Origin of the sequence: Vibrio rotiferianus (assembly GCF_002214395.1) — a bacterium.
Taxonomy (GTDB): Bacteria; Pseudomonadota; Gammaproteobacteria; order Enterobacterales; family Vibrionaceae; genus Vibrio; species Vibrio rotiferianus.
On sequence record NZ_CP018312.1, the window covers coordinates 1,525,583 to 1,544,470 of the forward strand.

Sequence of the window (18,888 nt, forward strand, 5' to 3'; positions counted from 1 at the left end):
CTATTGCGAGAGGAAATCTTGAGCAAAGCGCTGTAACACACCGCCCGCTTTGTACACGTGAACTTCATCTTCGGTATCGAGTCGACAAGTCACTGGTACATCAACCTTGTCGCCATTAGCACGAGTAATCACCAACGCCAAATCAGCACCAGGAGTGATATCGCCGATAACGTCATAAAGTTCAGTGCCATCTAATTCGAGCGTCTTTCGGTTCACGCCATCTTTAAATTGCAGAGGAAGCACGCCCATCCCAACTAAATTGGTACGATGAATACGCTCAAACCCTTCAGCGACAATGGCTTCTACACCCGCTAAGCGAACGCCTTTCGCAGCCCAATCTCGCGACGATCCTTGACCATAATCCGCACCCGCGACCACGATAAGCGGCTGCTTGCGATTCATGTAAATCTCAATCGCTTCCCACATGCGTGTCACTTTGCCTTCAGGTTCGACTCTCGCCAGCGATCCTTGCACCACTTCGCCATTTTCCTTGACCATTTCGTTGAACAATTTCGGGTTAGCGAAAGTGGCGCGCTGCGCGGTTAAGTGATCACCTCGGTGAGTCGCGTATGAGTTAAAATCTTCTTCTGGCACGCCCATCTTCGCGAGGTATTCACCTGCTGCGCTGCTTGCCAAAATTGCGTTCGATGGTGACAAATGGTCGGTTGTAATGTTGTCGCCTAAAACGGCAAGAGGACGCATTGAAGACAGAGTTCGCTCACCAGCCAGTGCTCCCTCCCCCTCTTTTTGCCAGTAGGGAGGTCTTCGGATATACGTACTCATCGGACGCCAATCGTAGAGCGGATTTGGGTTACGAGCCTCACCATTCAATTTGAACATTTGAATGTAGACTTGATTAAATTGCTCTGGCTTAACGTACTCACCCACCACAGCATCAATTTCTTCATCCGTTGGCCACAAGTCGTTGAGATAAACGGGCTTGCCATCTTTGTCTGTGCCTAAAGAGTCACGTTCGATATCAAAACGAATCGTACCGGCTAACGCGTAAGCAACGACCAAAGGTGGTGATGCTAAGAATGCTTGTTTTGCGTAAGGATGAATTCGACCATCAAAGTTGCGGTTCCCAGAAAGTACTGCAGTTGAATACAGATCTCGGTCGATGATTTCTTGTTGGATTTTCGGCTCAAGTGCACCACTCATACCGTTACAGGTTGTACACGCATAAGCCACGATACCAAAACCAAGTTTCTCTAGTTCAGGGAGTAAGCCAGATTCTTCAAGGTAGAGTCGAGCAACTTTAGAACCCGGAGCAAATGAAGACTTCACCCAAGGTTTGCGCACCAATCCAAGCTCATTCGCTTTCTTAGCAACCAAACCCGCTGCGACAACGTTTCTTGGGTTACTGGTGTTGGTACAGGAGGTAATCGCCGCGATGATCACCGCGCCATCTGGAAGCTCGCCTTCCTTCTCTTGCCACTCGCCAGAAACACCACGTTCAGCAAGCTCTGCGGTAGGTAAACGACGATGAGGATTAGATGGACCTGCCAAATTGCGCCCGACTTGGGACAAATCAAACTCAAGCACGCGTTCGTAAACCGCCGTGTCTAAATCATCCGCCCACAGACCGGTTTGCTTAGCGTACTTCTCGACCAAGTCGACCTGTTGATCATCGCGCCCTGTCAGTTTGAGGTAATTAATGGTCTGCTCATCAATGTAGAACATCCCTGCGGTTGCGCCGTATTCTGGCGTCATGTTTGAAATGGTCGCGCGGTCGCCAATGGTTAGGTCTCGCGCCCCTTCACCAAAGAACTCGAGATAGGATGAAACCACGCGTTCATTTCGCAGAAACTCGGTAATCGCCAACACGATATCGGTGGCGGTAATACCCGGTTGACGTTTGCCAGTAAGCTTCACGCCAACAATGTCCGGAAGACGCATCATCGACGGGCGACCAAGCATAACCGTCTCCGCCTCTAAACCGCCGACACCAATAGCAATCACGCCAAGTGAATCAACGTGAGGTGTGTGACTGTCCGTGCCGACACAGGTATCGGGATAAGCAATGCCTTGCTTGGCTTGCACCACCGGAGACATCTTCTCCAAATTAATTTGGTGCATGATGCCGTTACCCGCAGGAATAACACTGACGTTCTCAAACGCCGTCTTACACCACTCGATAAAATGGAATCGGTCTTCGTTTCTGCGCTCTTCTATCGCGCGGTTTTTCTCAAACGCCTCAGGGTCAAAGCCTGCGTGTTCAACTGCCAGTGAATGGTCAACGATCAATTGCGTTTCAACCACAGGGTTTACTTTCGCCGGGTCACCGCCTTGTTCAGCAATCGCATCACGCAGACCAGCAAGGTCGACTAATGCGGTTTGTCCAAGGATGTCATGACAAACCACGCGCGCTGGATACCAAGGAAAATCAAGGTCACGCTTGCGTTCTATTAACTGTTTTAGGCTATCAGTGAGTGTATTCGGGTCGCAGCGGCGAACCAACTGCTCGGCTAAAACGCGTGAGGTGTATGGGAGCTTTTCATACGCTCCAGGAGAAATATCGTTAACTGCTTCTCGGGTATCAAAATAATCGAGTTGGGTTCCCGGGAGCGGCTTACGATATTGAGTATTTATATTTGTGGTGATGCTCATGGGCTTGCTTCCGCTTTAGTGTACATCTTGTGCCTGAACGCACCGCGATACTGTTTTTGAAATGGATTCGCGGTGAAAGAGACGCCCCCTTGTGAATGCCATGAAAGACGAAGCTCACAAAGAGGCGTCACGCGCTAGCGTTGTTCGATTGGCACCCAGTCTTGATGATCCGGTCCGGTATAATCCGCACTTGGGCGAATAATTCGGTTGTTCGCACGTTGTTCATAGACGTGCGCCGCCCAGCCTGTCAGTCGACTCATCACGAAGATTGGCGTAAACAATTTGGTTGGAATGTCCATGAAGTGGTAAGCCGAAGCATGGAAGAAGTCAGCATTACAGAACAGACCTTTCTCACGCTTCATGACGGATTCCACGCGCTCAGAAACCGCGTAAAGATGTGTGTCACCCACCTCTTTCGATAACGCTTCAGACCAACGCTTGATCAGTGCATTACGAGGGTCACTTTCACGATAAATCGCATGACCAAAGCCCATGATTTTGTCTTTGTTCTGTAGCATTTGCAGAATATTGGCTTCTGCCTCATCTGGCGTTTGCCAATCTTGAATCATCTCCATCGCCGCTTCATTTGCACCGCCATGAAGTGGACCACGCAACGTACCGATAGCAGCCGTAATACAAGAATGAAGATCAGAAAGCGTCGAGGCACACACACGCGCCGCAAATGTCGAGGCATTAAACTCATGCTCTGCATAAAGAATCAAAGAACAGTGCATCACCTTTTTGTGCGTTTCGCTTGGTGCTTTATCTGTAAGCAGTTTCAGGAAGTAGCCGCCAATGCAGTCTTCACTGTTATCGTGCGTTTTGATTCGCACGCCATCATGGCTGAAGCGATACCAGTAACAGATGATGGCAGGGAAAAGCGCTAGCATTCGCTCAGTAGCATGGAGCTGTTGCTCAAAGTCCATTTCTTGCTCTAAGTTACCCAGCATAGAGCAACCTGTGCGCATAACATCCATCGGGTGGGCATCAGCAGGAATCAGTTCTAACGCCTGCTTAAGCTCCGCTGGTAAGCCACGCAAGCTCAATAGGTGTGTCTTGTAGGCGTCTAGCTCTTGTTGATTAGGCAAGTGACCGCGTAACAGCAAATGCGCCACTTCTTCAAATTGAGCATGATTTGCCAAGTCCGTAATATCGTAACCACGATACGTTAGACCCGTTCCCGTTTTACCGACAGTGCATAAAGCTGTGCTTCCCGCGCTTTGACCGCGTAGACCTGCGCCACCTATCTCAGTTTTCTTTTCTACAGAATGAGGCATTGTTGAACTCCTTTTCTGTCTGATTTGGCTCTCTTAATGGGCTCTTTTGAATCAGACAATTTTCACGTTATTGGATTAGAGATTCTTTTCTTGGGCTTCCGTTTGTTTCTTTGTTGACCTTATTTACCCTCCGAGAACAGCTTGTCTAACTTATTCTCGTAGTCGTGGTAATTAAGGTGCTCATACAGCTCTTTTCGTGTCTGCATTGAATCAAGCAACGCTTCTTGGTTGCCAACTTCAAGCAAGTGTTTGTAAACCATCTCAGCCGCTTTGTTCATCGCACGGAATGCACTCAGTGGGTACAAAACCATGTCCACTTTGGATTGAGCTAACTCTTCACAGCCGTACAGAGGTGTTTGTCCAAATTCAGTAATGTTGGCAAGAATCGGCACATGCTTCCCTGTTGCGTCTTGAAGCGCTGTTGAGAACTGCTGGTATTGGTCTAGCTGGTTCATGGCTTCTGGGAAGATCATGTCTGCGCCCGCTTCAACACATGCAATCGCACGTTCAATCGCACTGTCCATGCCTTCAACCGCTAACGCATCAGTACGAGCCATAATGACAAAGCTCTCGTCATTACGTGCATCCACCGCCGCTTTCACTCGGTCGACCATTTCTTGTTGGCTAACAATCGCTTTGTTTGGGCGATGACCACAACGCTTCTGCGCCACTTGGTCTTCCATGTGCACTGCCGCCGCACCCGCTTTTTCCATCGCTTTGATAGTGCGTGCAATGTTAAAAGCACCACCAAAACCGGTATCGATATCAACCAGTAACGGCAAATCACACGCGTTGGTGATGCGGTCTACGTCCACCAAAACGTCGTTCAATGTCGTAATGCCAAGATCTGGCAAACCGTAAGATGCGTTAGCGATGCCGCCACCCGACAAATAGATAGCTTGGTGACCCAAATTTTTAGCCATCATGGCGCAGTATGGGTTAATGGTGCCGACGATCTGCAGCGGATTGTTTTGCTCAATGGCGAGTCTGAACTTCGCCCCCGGAGATAAGCTCATGACAATTTCCTTCTAGTCTTGTTTTACCCTTCATACTTGAAGCTGCAGCTTTGTTAACTGCGCCAATTCACCGGATCGCCGGCCGCCAAAATTACATAGCGCACCTATGCTCATAGGGCTGAATTGTCTTGTTGCCGCGCCGCAACTCCAATTATTTTGGGTAAAGTTTTGGAATCTGAAATCTGTAATTCGATAAGTTTTCGGCTGCCTGAGATGTGCCTTCTCATCAGCATTTCTGCCAGCTCTTCATCACGGTTGCGAATCGCTTGCAGAATGAATTTGTGTTCATTGAGTGCTTCGTTAGGACGAGATTGCGCACGTGGCGATTGGTAACGATACATGCGCAGTAAGTGATACAACTCGTCACAAAGCAAAGAGATTAGCTTGCTGTTTCGGCTCGCTTGAATGATTCGATAGTGGAAATCAAAGTCACCATGCTGGTGGAAGTAAGACGATCCTTCGACTTCATCGATATGTTTGGAATGTGTCGACAATAGCATTTCCAAACTCAGTAATTCTTCTTGAGTGATATAGCGAGCCGCGAGCCTTGCCGCCATGCCCTCTAACGCTTCGCGGACGGAATACAATTCGATGAGTTTTTCTGGAGAGAAAGTAATAACACGAGCACCAACATGCGGAATGCGCTCAATCAACCCAAGTCCTTCTAGGCGCATCATGGCTTCACGCAAAGGACCTCTACTCACCTGATATTTCTTGGCTAATTCAGGCTCTGAGATTTTACTGCCCGGTTCAATTTCACCACTCACAATCGCTTCCACTAACGATTCGGTCAGCGATTCAGATTTAGTGTGCTCCTTCTCAGAGACAATCACTTTATGACGAGTTTTCAATTCTGTATTCATATTCAAGGCACTCGTATTTAGAAATCAAAGCGTCAACAATTTGTTAACTTGAATATAAAATAGACGATCAGATTGTCGACAATCAAGTAAATTGTCGACAATTTAGACTAAGGTATAGTACCAAGAAGGGTAATTAAGGTTGAAATCGACCATTAAACAAAAAGATTACTGCAGATTGTCGACAATTAAAGCCAAGTACATTCAAGAGTTAAAACAAAATAGTAAATCAATTGAACAGTATTGGATGCGCACGTGTGTACACTAGTTGATGAGCTCTTGTATTTTCTGATGCCCCCTCAATGAAATCCTTCTAAACTCTGATCCTTGGAATCTATACCCAAGTAACCTCGAGATGCCAGGTTCAGCGAGAATGACTTGGTTTGTAGACGCGGCGGCGATTTAAAGGTCTAGTGGGTCTAAATCAAGAATCGACAACAATGTATACAAGCCAAGGCCCTTACTATTTGTAAAGAGTGCCCTTTGGGAGCGTGTCATTGACCCGTTTTTTTATTAAACCAATGGCTACGTCAAACAACTTGGAAAGAGCAGGCTATTACACTGCGTTGTTTTCCTTGCCCTCGAATCAATGACAACGCTCTGAATCCTGCACCTTGAAGTCACTTGGGTATATATATGTACTCACATCAACATGATCAACCTGTGCAGAAGGTAAAAACGTATTGGCATACTCAAGATAAACACCACTTTCCAGAAACAGTTGGAATAGCTCCATATCCAAGTGTTCATCCAACGCCATTTTGTACATAATGTCGACTGCCACACTGACAGGTTTAGCCTTTTTATATGGCCTATCCGCCGCAGTTAACGCTTCAAATATATCTGCGATAACCAGAATTCTCTCAGGAACTGAAAGATCTTCAGCACTCAGCTTTCTAGGATAGCCAGAACCTTTTAGCGTCTCATGGTGCGTTGATGCATATCGTGGCACATTGCGTAGCTCAGGAGGAAACGGCAGCGCCTCAAGCATCTTTATACCACTTATCATATGTTCATTAATTTTATAGCGATCTTCAGCTGTCAATGTACCGCGAGAAATAGATAAGTTATAAACCTCACCCATGTTGTATTGGTGTTCTGGAACCTGCATTTTGATCCCATGCTTAGGATCAAACTCCACTGGGCGTATACGATGAATAATATGTTCCGGCTTGTCAGCTAATAGCTTCTCAACAACAGGCAAGTTTGCGCTGTTTTCTTTTTTATTCAGCTCTTCAAACGGAGACAAACCCAGACGGTCATCGAAGTGCCTTAACCAAGTTTGTTGAGCGATCTGTTTGATTCGCTCTACCTTCTCATCACTCATAAACTCACCACCAATGTTTGCCTGGGCGATAAATTCAAAGTCATCGGTTAACTTACGTTTCTTTTCATAGAAGATGTCTCTCGCTTCTTCTTTTGTTAACTCACCAGATAGTATCGTTTTCAAATATTGGATTTCTGCATCACGCCACAATACTTCAAAGCGTGTGCGTATTTCATTAATTCGGTTATAGTTTGCTTCTAACTTGGTGCCTTTATCTACAATATGCTCTGGGGTTGTAATCTTACCGCAGTCATGAAGCCATGCAGCAATTCGAAACTCCCGTCGCTCATCTGCGTTATTGAACTTAAAGTCTTTAAATTTGCCACTAGTACTGGCTTCAGCCGCTTCAGCCAGCATCAAACCAATTTCTGGAACGCGATTACAATGCCCAGCTGTATAAGGCGATTTGTCATCGATAGCCTGAGCAATAAGACGGATAAAGGCTTCAACAAACTCATCCTGTTGTTTCTCATGACGTTGAATTTCCTCAGCCATCTCAACGACCGAGTCTGATAACTCAGATACTTCTTTAATTCGAGTATTTACTGCCATCGAGTTGCCGAAGTTCCTTGCTTTTATCTGTTCTGTGACCTCTCTAAGCTCTGTAATTGGCCGAACAATTGGAGAGCCAAACTTCCATGCTAGCGGTATTAACCCCATCATTACCAAGCCGGTGGCTAACGTTGAGGTAACCAGCTTGGAAAATACTTGTTCGGTAACTACAGACTGAGGGATAACCACGGCAAAGTATTCAACACTTCTGCCATTGGTGACCAAAGGTGTCACATACACGTACTTCATTTCACCATTTATCCTAACTGGTATCATGCTGTCATGTTTTTCACTGTCTCTGGTAATTTCGTATATTTCTGGGTAAGGCACAAAGCTGCCGCGCCATTGGCTCGAATCCAACCATTTTTCATTGAGTGCAACTTTTTGCTCAACAGTAATCGCTGATAGCGCTTGGTTGACTATCGCTAATACTGAGCCATCTGACTCTTTCATGAAAAGATGGTAACTCGGCTTTTCGCTGGTTTTTAGCGTGGTTAATTCAATTGAATTACGAGAATCTAAACTCTTGAGTTCTTCTAAGGTGTGATAGTTATCAATCAGATAATCGATTTGGCCTTTTTGAAGAGCTTCTTTTGCTATGTCTAAGCTAGGGAGCTCTAAGATGTTTAGCGTTGAATAACGGTCTAACAGCCATCCTTTTAGACCAAAACTGCTTACAACACCAACCTTCTGTTGCTGGAAGCCATCAAGCCCCTTTGGCACATTTTTAATTCCTCGGCTTGCAATGGCTAACTCGCCCTCAAACATTGACACACTTTGATATCCCAACCCTTTTGCGCCTTTAGCCACCGAGTGCAAAATGTCGATATCATTTTGAATATACTTGTCTACCAATGTTTTTGAGTCAAAACCATTTATAAACTCTATCTGGAGCCCTGTTTGCTCAGCGACAAGGCGAAGCATATCGACAGAATAACCATTTGGTTGACCCGCCTGAGCGTAATCATAAGGTCCCCAATCATTTTGGTTTGAAACCATTAGCGAACGGGTATTCATTATAATTTGATGCTGTTCGGGACTCAGTTTCAATGGCTTAGAGTTGGGAATCTCCACAGGAGCAAACAAGGAAATGTTTGATGCGATAACCTCCCCTTTATTATTGAAAACAAACGACTCTGCACCGCTATCTTCACTCATCCCTAGTTCTGAAGGCTTTATTTTTTCGTTTATCGCTGACAGAACAATATCGACACCAATGACGGCTTGTTTACTTCTGACTGAATACGTTTGTCCGGTGATTTTTAAGTGTTGGAACAAGTATGGTTCAGTTTTGTAGATACCATCCTGAGTTGCGGCATCAAACCATGGTCGTTGAGTTGGAAAGTAGTTACTTGTTTCAGTACTGCTCTTTGTTAATTCAAACTTTTCGGTGAAATACTGTGTTTGTCTCAGCCTTAAATCACCTTCACCATTTATCTTAATGATGACCCAACGATCTTCTGGATCAGCATCAATCTTTTCCCTGACAATTGGAGACGACGCTAAATTAATGATTTGATAGAAATCATCTGTTTCAGTTCCAAAATACAGACTGTAAAAAAGAGGGTTATCTTTCAATACTTGTGTGAATATTTGCCTAGTTTCATTTTCGCTAAACTGATGCTGTGTAGCGATCGACACACTTCTAAGTATGCTTGCACTGCTTGCCGCATTAGCATCAACTTGCTGTATATACTCACTCACCTCAGTCGTTGCCATAACGAGTTTGGATAGCACATGCTCTTGAGACATCTGCTTGCCAAAATAGTACTGTAAAGAGATCGCAATAAACGCAGTGACTGCCGTTGCAAACAAAAACAGGCTACCAACGGTAAAACGAATTGAAAACTTACGCGAATGTAATGGTTCAGACTTCATTCTATAGTGCCCTCCGTTGGCATCGATGGAATGTGAGGTCTATGTCGAAACTAGGACATCTTGTGTATGTATTTTGTGATTTCCTAATACAAAACCATTATTCAACGAGTTGCTTTATATATCAACTCAGGCATTTATAAATGCATGTAATTACATTTTGTATATCAAGGAGTTTGCGCAAGGTTGTATTTTTACCGCAACACGAGTCAGTGGCTATTAGCTTTAGCCCACCTTAATACATGGAAAGCAAAAAGGCAGAGCATTTGCCCTACCTTTAATCTTTGGAAGTTGAATAAGTATTAAATCGTTTGATGCAGCTGATACTTGTGTAACATTGCTTGCTGATGCCCTGCTATTTCTGCAACTTGCTCTGAGTTTTCAACCATAGAATCCAAACGGAGTTTTGTTAACTCACCTTGTTCTGAAATACGGGTTATTGAACGAGAAACATCAGCCGTAGCACGGTCTTGTTCTTCTGTTGCTACGGATATCTGCTCAATTCTCTGCTGAATATGTTTCACGGCTACATTAATATCTGAGAAAACAATTTTAACGTCGTCACTCGATTGCAGTGCTCGTGTCATCTCTTCTCGAGAGTCTATGACTGCTCTACGCGAGCCTTCTGCTGCGGCCACTAGCTCTTTCATCATTTCACGAATGTTGGTGGTTTGTTGAGATGTCCCACTGGCCAATTTACGAACTTCATCCGCAACAACAGCAAACCCACGGCCTTGTTCACCTGCACGAGCCGCCTCAATTGCCGCATTGAGAGCCAGCAAATTAGTGTTCTCAGCAATACTACTGATAACCTCGACCATCTCATAAATTTTCTTAACTCTCTGATCCAACTCAAGCATAGAGTCTTCATTAGCAGTGAGTGCTTGGGCCAAAGAAGCAAGGCGTTCTCGGTTTTGGTCGACCACCTCAACACCCTTCATCGTACTGTTTGTTGCGGCTTGCGAGTCCTCAAATGAGGCAGCAGTGATTACAGCGATCTCCTTTATTGATTCCTCTAACTGCTTAACGGTAGTAACCATGCATATTAAGGCTTCATTTTGCGAGCTTAAACTCTGATTAGATTGCTCTGCCGCTTCGTAGCTAATTTCTGCTGTTTGATAGAGCGTTTCACAATTGCGCGTAACCAATGCTATAGATTCATGAGTTGAATCAATAACCTGGTTGAGCTTTCTTGCAATATCCTTCATTTCTCTTGGCCCTATTGCGACAGCATTTGAACGTAGGTCGTGCTCAGTTAATAAAGACAACTCATGTGTAATGTTGTTCAGCCCTCTATTAACCCACGCTCTTATACCAACCCAAGAAATAACAATGAGACAAGCCAATAAGCTGCAACTCATTACAACTATGAAGCTCGCTTCCTTAATGGTTAGCTGTACGATCCTCTCTCTGTCGTCAATTAAGTTACGTGCGGCTTCAGAGACTTGACTTAATAACGCAATGGTTTGATTAGAAAGCTGTGAGGCTCTCTCAAGGTCAACTTTTTGTTGTTCTGTTTGCTGTAACTTACCAAGAATCCTATGGAGGAGCCCACCCTCTTCAAAACCAGCTTGTACCATCTCATAGGGTGCGCTTAAGCTCGTAAACTCAGAGATTTCAGGGTGCCAAGCCTTAAAGTCATCATACGCGAGGTGAATACCCGCAATTCGATTCCTCAGTTCTCGATACTCTTGCTCAGCTTCTTCCAACTCTGTTTGCATCATCATTAACAGGAATGTACTTTCCATCGAACTTGCGGAAGCAATAAAACGATTTGCTGCATCGGCTGATTCTGAATTATCAATACTAAGAAATGAACTAATTCGATTCATTTCTGGGCCAATTGAGCTTAAACCATATCGAAACTCACTCAGTTCACTGTTAATCTCAGCTTGAATCTGGATTACAGACGCTTGTGTGGAAAGAATGACTGTCGTTATGCTGTGTAAGTCATCTAAATTCTCTGCAAGCATCTGAGAGAGATGGGAATCAACTCCTGAAGTTTGATTGACCAATTCGTTGGTCTGAGAGGCAAGTTCAATTAATTGAGCTCTTATCAAGCTAAGTTGATTGGGCTCCGTTACCTGCATACCGACGTTGAGTAACTTGATTTGTTCCAAGACATTTTTTGTTAGCGCAGCATTAGCCATCGCCATGGGCAGCGCTTTTGTGGAAAGATCATCAAACTCGACCCCAACTCGCTCCATACCTTTGAAACTTGACGCAGATAAAGCTATAACAAGAGCAAGTATAGTGACGAATGTAATAGTGATGGTTTGTACCAGTGACAATGAAATACTTGAACGTTTGCGGCTTGTCATAATGTCCACGCTTTACTCTAGTTAGGGCTCAGTCATCACTCTTGGATTGTCACGAAAATGAGACTTAAGTGTGATTTTTAGCCCATCTTATTGAGCGCTTATGACGGTAAGATTTCATTAATAAGACAATAGGATTAAATGCAGACAGGATGCGATATATAAAATTTTCGTTATTATTCAGCCTATTACTAGTAGGCTGCTCATCTAGCCCAGGCAATAGCCCTACAACTAACCAGCACTTAAGTTCGGCACAGTTGCTCTCCGATACTCCGGCATTAAATGACTTCTATGTCGAATGGCAAGGCACACCATATCGCTATGGCGGAAATCAGAAAAATGGTATTGATTGCTCCGCCTTTGTGCAAAAAGCTTTTGTTGAGGCATACCAATTAACACTACCTCGCACAACTAAGGAACAATCAAAACAAGGTATAAAACTGGATTGGCAAGATGCGAGAAAAGGCGATCTCGTCTTCTTTAAGACGAAGAGGACAACGTACCACGTAGGCATCTACCTCGGAGATATGCAGTTTATGCACGCATCCACATCCAAAGGTGTGATTATATCAAGGTTAGATAACCCCTACTGGTCATCTAAATTTTGGCAAGTAAGAAGAGTCACCCTGTAACTCTTCTTCTATTAAAAGGGCTCAGAGCGACCCAAACTAATCGTATGTCGCGACAGCGGTATCAAATAGGTTCTTAACTAAGGCAATGTATTCGTCAAGGAAGGTAATCTGTTCGTTTGTCGCTTTTCTATGCCAAACGCCCGCAAGCACTTCGCTTAGGTCTTCGACTACAGCGTCAGCCTCTTTTAGAAGCTTAAAGCGAACACTTGAGTGAAGCTCAGGGTTCTGTTCAAAGATCGCCATGATGTTGGAGGCAACCATGTCGGTTACTACATCTTCAATGCTTTCTGAACCTGTATCGCCGGTTCCTGAAGTAAAAATATCGAGGTTTAGCGACAAGTGCTCAATTAGAGCCAGATATCCATCGGTTTCTACAACCACTTCTATTCTCCGTTTGGTGCTGGCTTTCACTGTGGAAAGCGAATAGTTTCAATACTAAGACATGCCAAAAAAATTTCATTAACTAATTTCATATATATCAAAATTAGTCAATTAACTGGACGAATATCAACCAATTTTATGCATTTCTTGTTGACTGCATGTTTGGTTTCGCCCGCCTTCTTTTGCACGATATAGTGCTGAATCGGCAGACTTCAGCCATTGAGTATGACTATCAAACTGAGATTTATACTCGCAAACGCCAAGACTTATCGTGTAGTTAATCAAAAACTCTTCAACTTTTACGATTTCTTGCTCGATTCGCTTTCTCAAACGCTCTGCAAAGTACTTTGCTTGCTCCTCACTTGTGTTGGGTAATAGTACTGTAAACTCCTCACCACCAAAGCGACCACAAATGTCACTCCCTCTCGCTGTGCGTTTCAGCAAGTTAGCGGTTCGACGGATCACCTCGTCCCCCGTATGGTGTCCGTATGTGTCATTCACTTTCTTAAAATGGTCGATATCAAAAATAACCAAAGAACATGGGGTTTCCATGCATTTAAGTCTAGCGAACTCTTCTTTAAAAGCTTGTTCCCAAAACGCTCGATTAAATAGCCCTGTAAGCCCATCTTTTCTACTGATTTCAGAAAGATGCAAGTTCGTCTCTTTTAAATGGATTCGGTTACGTGCCGTTTCAGAAACATCATTAACTTGTATAGCGATATGATTTATCTCGCCGGAAAGCGAATGCAACGGTGTTATTACGATATCTTGATACATGTAATTACTGCCGTTAGAAACAGGGGAGAAATTCTGAAACTTGAAAAGATAAGGTCGATTCTCCCAACTAGAAAAAGAACGTGTTTCTAGATCCGCTGCGGTTTTGATTTTCGTTTCTAACCAGGTTCTCGGTAGGTCTTCAAAATGGTCAAAGAGACAACGTCCCAAAATGTTCTGTGACAATACCCCACTGTATGACTGCATAAAGCCATTCCAGACACACACCTTATACTCTCGGTCAATCACCACCAATCCTGAATCCATCGTATCAAGAATTTGAGTAACCCAGTGAAAGTCAGCAATATCTAACGTAATCTCAGACATCAAATTAGCTCCATGATTTCATATATGATTTCCACAGACGACTTGTCGATTAAGAAAAGGACCTCACACTCAAAATCAAGGGACTCAGCCATGTAAGTGTATTCAATGGTAAAGAGCTCGCCAGCCTCTTCGCTCTCTTCTTTGAAAGGGGAAACAGTGTCAATAATGGCTGGTTGGCGTAAGGAGAATTGTTTGTCGAGTTGGCTCCCCAAAGAGGTGAGGAAAGAAGATACCAAAAGGTTTGCGATGTTTAAGATAATTTCATTCGACGGCGTAAACTCCAGTAAATATCCTAACTTTTCGCCAATGAGATTGATGTCCTTACCGCGCAAACAAACCAGCGCTTCACCATGAACACCACCACCAACGAAACGCTGAGAGACAGCCACAGATCGTTCTCTACCCAAAACATCCACCAATGTCATGTGAAGCTCACCGTATGACAATGGACCGACGTGAGGAACTGGCAATTGTATAAACTCACTCAGGTGGTCAGCCATAATTGCTGCACCTTTACCTAAGGCGATATTGGCAACTTCACGGAACTTTGCAATTGGAGACAGTGTTGCTGACTTTGTTTGCTCACTTGTACTTGCTGGGCTCATTAACGCATAGTGAAGCCCTAAACGAGTAAACAAAGGCACAATTTCTTGCTCAGAAAACGGTTTTTCCACGAAATCAAGCGCGCCTAACTCAAGACACCTATGCTTTGCTTCTTGCTGTACGTCACCAGAAATGACGACCACTTTTGTTTCATAGGTACTCACTGGCAATGATTCGAGTAGTTCAAAGCCATCCATTACTGGCATAGTCAAATCTAAGAACAAAACGTCTATGTTTTGTTCCATCATAATTTGAAGCGCCTCGTAACCATCCTGAGCTTCGAGCAATTGCAGCGATGGCTCTTGCAAAATAGAACGAATAACCAACTTTCGTGCTACTGCCGAGTCGTCACATATGAGTATTTTCATATCACCTATGGAACTAAAGTCAAAAAAAGAATAATACTCGTTGTATAGAGACACCGCCATATGGTAGTGACGTAAATCAGTCACTTATAAGAGACTTGATTCACAGTTATGCAATTTATTAACATTTCCAACATATTTTGTTGCCGAAGTTTGCTCTATTACCCGTCAATCCTTCGCCAGTTCATCTAAACTATTGGAGGTTAAGTGGATTAGCGGAGTTTTCTATGTGGCAAGCAATAGCTCAACAGCTTTCTGACACCTTACTATTCGAATATCAAATCGCAGAAAAAACCAGGCTTTCCGGTGGCGACATTAGTGAAAGCTATATGATTAACGATGGTGAGCAACGTTACTTCGTAAAAATAAACGAGCGTAATTTCTTCACTAAGTTCGAGCTCGAAGCAGAGAGTCTTCACTTACTCAGAGAAACCTCCACCGTTTTTGTGCCTGAAGTAGTTTTGGTGGGAACAACCAAAACGCACTCATTCATCATCCTAAATTACCTCCCTACAAAACCGCTTGAGGATTCATCAAACAGTTTTAAGTTCGGCCAGCAATTAGCGCAGTTACACTTGTGGGGAGAACAAAAAGAATTTGGTTTTGACAACGACAATTACATTGGTTCAACCCTTCAACCAAACCAATGGCACAAGAAATGGTGCACTTTCTTTGCTGAACAACGAATCGGCTGGCAACTCCAATTACTCAAAGAAAAAGGCATTGAGCTAGTCGATATAGATGATTTTATTGACGTGGTAAAACGCCTCTTAGCCAACCATTCACCTGAGCCTTCACTTCTCCATGGCGATTTGTGGAATGGCAATGCTGCCCTCACCCCTTTTGGTCCAATCTGCTACGATCCGGCAAGTTATTGGGGTGATAGAGAGTGTGACATCGCGATGACTGAATTATTTGGTGGCTTTACACCCGAATTTTATCAAGGTTATGAGTCTGTCTCCCCTCTACCACTCGGCTATAGCGAACGAAAAGACATTTATAATCTTTATCATATACTTAATCATTGCAACTTATTTGGCGGACATTATTTAGAACAAGCTCAAGTGCTAATAAATAAGATCGTCTCATATTGAACATTCGTTGCATATTTAGCATGTAAATCATTTCATATTGTAAATTTTCGACGCATATCACCACCATATAATCCCCCCAAGCTCAACCGTGAGTTTGGGGTCAACTTTTCCACTTATTTCGACTCAATTAGCAACAAGAACACCTAATATTCTTAGTAACTCGGCTTACGTTGTATCTCTGACTCAAAGAGAAAAGCGAGTAAACAAGGGCTGTATTTTCTCTAACACAAAGTATTAAAAGCCCTGCAATACTAGGAGTTTTTGTATGCAAAATTACACAGAAAGACATGTAAAATGCCCCCACTGCGGGCACTCAATTGGCATCACTCTCGATGCAAGTAACGGTAACCAAGAGTTTTATGATGACTGTCCGGCTTGCTGCCATGCCATCCACCTCAACATGAAGGTTGATGAGCTCGAGCAGAAAGTCGAATTATTCATCGATGACAACTACGAGTAGAAACTCATCCCCCCCCAATAGAAATAAGAAAAGGAGCCTTAAGTGCTCCTTTATTATTTTCGTTGTTGAAGTGAGTTGGCTATTGCAAGCAGACTAAAGCTGCTTCGCTGCTAGTACGCGCTCTACTGTGTCAACAATCGCTTGCGTTTGCGGGTCGAACTCTACGTTGATGTTTTCACCGACTTGGCGACGACCGAACAATGTTCTTTCTAATGTCTCTGGAATTAAGTGAACAGAGAAACGGTTGTCTTCGACTTCACCAATCGTCAGCGAACACCCATCCAAGCCAATGTAGCCTTTCGCTAGCACATATTTCATAGAATCTTGTGGCAGCGTAAACCAAATCGTACGGTTATTTGGCGTATCAATCACTTCCGAAATTTCAGCCATCAAGCTGATGTGCCCCGACATACTGTGGCCACCAATCTCATCACCAAACTTGGCGGCGCGTTCAATATTCACGCTATCGCCCTCTGCCAACTCACCAAGATTGGTCAACGCTAGCGTCGCCTGCATTAAGTCAAAGCTGATCTGGGTCCCTTCTATTTTGGTTACGGTGAGGCAGCAACCGTTGTGCGCGACAGACGCGCCAATCTCTAGACCTTCATTTAAATCTCCTTCAAGCTCCACAACATGAGTTTGAAAACGATCTTTCTTGTCGATTTGAACGACTTTAGCCGTACCTTGAACGATTCCTGTAAACATTCTTTTTACCTATTTGTTAGAAGCGACTGATAGCCAAGACAAACGTTCCAAGACGATTTTTACAATCGTCTATCAATTAACCAAAATTCCACATCTTGTGGGTATGGTATCTGAGCATACAATTGTTTATCATCTGCGCGGAGTTCCTCCGAGGCATTTTTTCACCTTATAGTGACTAAAATCAACCATCAGATCAGTTCATCACATCTTTTGTCCTCGAGCGCTCTATATCTTTTCAAACAATTTCTTTTACAACTTATTGTTCCGCTCTGGAGTATTTCGTGCATCGCTATAAAGAAGAAGCATCGAGCCTTATTAAATTAGCAACCCCTGTGTTGATCGCTTCTGTCGCGCAAACGGGGATGGGCTTTGTGGATACCGTGATGGCAGGTGGCGTCAGCGCTACCGATATGGCTGCCGTATCTGTGGCTGCAAGTATTTGGCTTCCATCAATTCTATTTGGTGTAGGCCTATTGATGGCACTTGTGCCAGTAGTCGCTCAACTAAATGGTTCTGGTCGACGCGTTAACATCCCATTTGAGATCCAGCAAGGTATCGTACTGGCCCTGCTTATCAGTATTCCTATCATCGGCGTATTGTTCCAAACTCAGTTCATTCTTGGGCTTATGGATGTCGAAACCGCGATGACTGAGAAGACAGTAGGTTACATCCATGCCGTGATCTTCGCTGTGCCAGCCTTTTTGCTATTCCAAACCTTGCGCAGCTTTACTGATGGGATGTCCCTTACAAAACCAGCAATGGTGATTGGCTTTATTGGCTTGATGCTGAATATCCCTCTTAACTGGATTTTCGTTTACGGTAAATTCGGAGCTCCTGCTTTAGGCGGGGTTGGTTGTGGCGTTGCAACAGCAATCGTGTACTGGGTAATGTTTGGCTTATTGCTGCTTTACGTGACAACCTCAGCGCGCCTAAAGAGCATTAATCTATTTGGTGAGTTCCACAAACCTCAACTCAAGGCGCAAGTTCGTTTGTTCAAACTGGGCTTCCCTGTCGCAGCGGCGTTGTTCTTTGAAGTGACGTTGTTTGCAGTGGTGGCGCTTTTGGTTTCTCCGTTGGGCTCAATCATTGTCGCGGCTCACCAAGTTGCGATTAACTTCTCTTCACTGGTGTTCATGCTACCAATGAGTGTAGGTGCAGCGGTGAGTATTCGTGTTGGCCATCGCTTAGGCGAAGAGAACGTAGACGGTGCACGTGTCGCTTCTCGTGTCGGTGTGATGGTTGGTCTTGCACTCGCAGTAATGACGGCAATCTTAACCGTGCTGTTCCGAGAGCAAATTGCGTTGCTTTATACCAACAACCCAGAAGTAATTGAGCTTGCGATGGTGTTGTTGCTGTTTGCTGCAATCTACCAATGTACAGACGCGGTTCAAGTTATTGCGGCAGGTGCACTACGCGGCTACAAAGATATGCGTGCTATCTTCAACCGTACCTTCATTGCGTACTGGTTACTTGGTTTGCCAATCGGTTATGTACTTGGTCGCACAGATTGGATTGTAGAGCCAATGGGCGCACAAGGTTTTTGGCTAGGCTTTATTATTGGCCTTTCATCTGCTGCGTTTCTATTGGGTATTCGCCTCCGTTGGATGCATCACCAAGAACCAGATGTGCAGTTGAACTTCTCTCAGCAATAGTTCGACTCTAAATAAATTAAAGCCAGCACTCGCTGGCTTTTTTGATCTCTCTCATTTGTT

The 18,888-nt window shown here is 44.3% G+C and carries 14 protein-coding genes; 4 read left to right on the forward strand and 10 right to left on the reverse strand.

Translation table 11 applies throughout. The features are described 5' to 3' along the window. The 6 genes from acnD to BSZ04_RS16340 form a co-directional block, all read right to left on the reverse strand. Positions 1 to 2,610, reverse strand: coding sequence for a Fe/S-dependent 2-methylisocitrate dehydratase AcnD (gene acnD, locus BSZ04_RS16315; RefSeq protein ID WP_162531066.1), 2,610 nt, complete (start codon positions 2,608 to 2,610; stop codon positions 1 to 3). Between the two features lie 134 nt (positions 2,611 to 2,744). Then, positions 2,745 to 3,887 (reverse strand): bifunctional 2-methylcitrate synthase/citrate synthase, encoded by a 1,143-nt coding sequence (prpC, locus tag BSZ04_RS16320; protein WP_088880851.1) that lies wholly within the window; start codon positions 3,885 to 3,887, stop codon positions 2,745 to 2,747. Positions 3,888 to 4,006: 119 nt separating this feature from the next. Beyond that, a complete protein-coding gene (gene prpB, locus BSZ04_RS16325) occupies positions 4,007 to 4,903 on the reverse strand; it encodes a methylisocitrate lyase (protein ID WP_088880852.1) in 897 nt (298 codons plus the stop codon). A gap of 110 nt (positions 4,904 to 5,013) precedes the next feature. Beyond that, positions 5,014 to 5,766, reverse strand: coding sequence for a GntR family transcriptional regulator (locus BSZ04_RS16330; protein WP_049536121.1), 753 nt, complete (start codon positions 5,764 to 5,766; stop codon positions 5,014 to 5,016). Positions 5,767 to 6,349: 583 nt separating this feature from the next. Continuing rightward, entirely contained in the window at positions 6,350 to 9,520 is a 3,171-nt protein-coding gene (locus tag BSZ04_RS16335) for an HD domain-containing phosphohydrolase (protein WP_088880853.1), read from the reverse strand. A 299-nt stretch (positions 9,521 to 9,819) separates the two neighbouring features. Continuing rightward, complete coding sequence (locus BSZ04_RS16340; RefSeq protein ID WP_088880854.1) at positions 9,820 to 11,838, reverse strand: methyl-accepting chemotaxis protein; 2,019 nt, start codon at positions 11,836 to 11,838, stop codon at positions 9,820 to 9,822. 149 nt (positions 11,839 to 11,987) lie between these two features. Here BSZ04_RS16340 and BSZ04_RS16345 point away from each other — a divergent pair, with 149 nt between their 5' ends. After that, positions 11,988 to 12,467 (forward strand): NlpC/P60 family protein, encoded by a 480-nt coding sequence (locus tag BSZ04_RS16345; protein WP_088880855.1) that lies wholly within the window; start codon positions 11,988 to 11,990, stop codon positions 12,465 to 12,467. A 36-nt stretch (positions 12,468 to 12,503) separates the two neighbouring features. Here BSZ04_RS16345 and BSZ04_RS16350 read toward each other — a convergent pair whose 3' ends face one another. The 3 genes from BSZ04_RS16350 to BSZ04_RS16360 all read right to left on the reverse strand — a co-directional run bounded on the left by BSZ04_RS16350 (position 12,504) and on the right by BSZ04_RS16360 (position 14,920). Continuing rightward, complete coding sequence (locus BSZ04_RS16350; RefSeq protein WP_010448125.1) at positions 12,504 to 12,848, reverse strand: DUF3802 family protein; 345 nt, start codon at positions 12,846 to 12,848, stop codon at positions 12,504 to 12,506. A 126-nt stretch (positions 12,849 to 12,974) separates the two neighbouring features. Further along, complete coding sequence (locus BSZ04_RS16355; protein WP_038884166.1) at positions 12,975 to 13,949, reverse strand: GGDEF domain-containing protein; 975 nt, start codon at positions 13,947 to 13,949, stop codon at positions 12,975 to 12,977. After that, positions 13,949 to 14,920, reverse strand: coding sequence for a response regulator (locus BSZ04_RS16360; RefSeq protein WP_010448129.1), 972 nt, complete (start codon positions 14,918 to 14,920; stop codon positions 13,949 to 13,951). The genes BSZ04_RS16355 and BSZ04_RS16360 overlap by 1 nt, the downstream gene beginning before the upstream one ends. Before the next feature lie 224 nt (positions 14,921 to 15,144). Between BSZ04_RS16360 and BSZ04_RS16365 the strand changes: the two genes are divergently transcribed. Both BSZ04_RS16365 and BSZ04_RS16370 read left to right on the forward strand, forming a co-directional pair. Continuing rightward, the gene (locus BSZ04_RS16365; RefSeq protein ID WP_010448131.1) at positions 15,145 to 16,011 is read left to right on the forward strand and encodes a fructosamine kinase family protein; all 867 of its coding nucleotides are present in this window, start codon (positions 15,145 to 15,147) and stop codon (positions 16,009 to 16,011) included. Between the two features lie 265 nt (positions 16,012 to 16,276). Continuing rightward, positions 16,277 to 16,471, forward strand: coding sequence for a CPXCG motif-containing cysteine-rich protein (locus tag BSZ04_RS16370; protein ID WP_010448133.1), 195 nt, complete (start codon positions 16,277 to 16,279; stop codon positions 16,469 to 16,471). A 93-nt stretch (positions 16,472 to 16,564) separates the two neighbouring features. Here BSZ04_RS16370 and BSZ04_RS16375 read toward each other — a convergent pair whose 3' ends face one another. Continuing rightward, positions 16,565 to 17,176 carry a riboflavin synthase subunit alpha gene (locus tag BSZ04_RS16375; protein WP_088880856.1) on the reverse strand — a complete coding sequence of 204 codons (612 nt, stop codon included), beginning with the start codon at positions 17,174 to 17,176 and terminating at the stop codon, positions 16,565 to 16,567. A gap of 281 nt (positions 17,177 to 17,457) precedes the next feature. Here BSZ04_RS16375 and BSZ04_RS16380 point away from each other — a divergent pair, with 281 nt between their 5' ends. Further along, on the forward strand, positions 17,458 to 18,828 hold the full coding sequence (locus BSZ04_RS16380) for an MATE family efflux transporter (protein WP_088880857.1): 1,371 nt from the start codon (positions 17,458 to 17,460) through the stop codon (positions 18,826 to 18,828). Positions 18,829 to 18,888 lie beyond the last annotated feature (60 nt).

What these genes read in the sequence shown, in the direction of transcription:
- acnD (WP_162531066.1), bottom strand. Translation starts at nt 2,610, where the DNA reads ATGAGCATCACCACAAATATAAATACTCAATATCGTAAGCCGCTCCCG.
- BSZ04_RS16365 (WP_010448131.1), top strand. Translation starts at nt 15,145, where the DNA reads ATGTGGCAAGCAATAGCTCAACAGCTTTCTGACACCTTACTATTCGAA.
- BSZ04_RS16330 (WP_049536121.1), bottom strand. Translation starts at nt 5,766, where the DNA reads ATGAATACAGAATTGAAAACTCGTCATAAAGTGATTGTCTCTGAGAAG.
- BSZ04_RS16340 (WP_088880854.1), bottom strand. Translation starts at nt 11,838, where the DNA reads ATGACAAGCCGCAAACGTTCAAGTATTTCATTGTCACTGGTACAAACC.
- BSZ04_RS16355 (WP_038884166.1), bottom strand. Translation starts at nt 13,949, where the DNA reads ATGTCTGAGATTACGTTAGATATTGCTGACTTTCACTGGGTTACTCAA.
- BSZ04_RS16345 (WP_088880855.1), top strand. Translation starts at nt 11,988, where the DNA reads ATGCGATATATAAAATTTTCGTTATTATTCAGCCTATTACTAGTAGGC.
- prpC (WP_088880851.1), bottom strand. Translation starts at nt 3,887, where the DNA reads ATGCCTCATTCTGTAGAAAAGAAAACTGAGATAGGTGGCGCAGGTCTA.
- BSZ04_RS16360 (WP_010448129.1), bottom strand. Translation starts at nt 14,920, where the DNA reads ATGAAAATACTCATATGTGACGACTCGGCAGTAGCACGAAAGTTGGTT.
- prpB (WP_088880852.1), bottom strand. Translation starts at nt 4,903, where the DNA reads ATGAGCTTATCTCCGGGGGCGAAGTTCAGACTCGCCATTGAGCAAAAC.
- BSZ04_RS16335 (WP_088880853.1), bottom strand. Translation starts at nt 9,520, where the DNA reads ATGAAGTCTGAACCATTACATTCGCGTAAGTTTTCAATTCGTTTTACC.
- BSZ04_RS16375 (WP_088880856.1), bottom strand. Translation starts at nt 17,176, where the DNA reads ATGTTTACAGGAATCGTTCAAGGTACGGCTAAAGTCGTTCAAATCGAC.
- BSZ04_RS16370 (WP_010448133.1), top strand. Translation starts at nt 16,277, where the DNA reads ATGCAAAATTACACAGAAAGACATGTAAAATGCCCCCACTGCGGGCAC.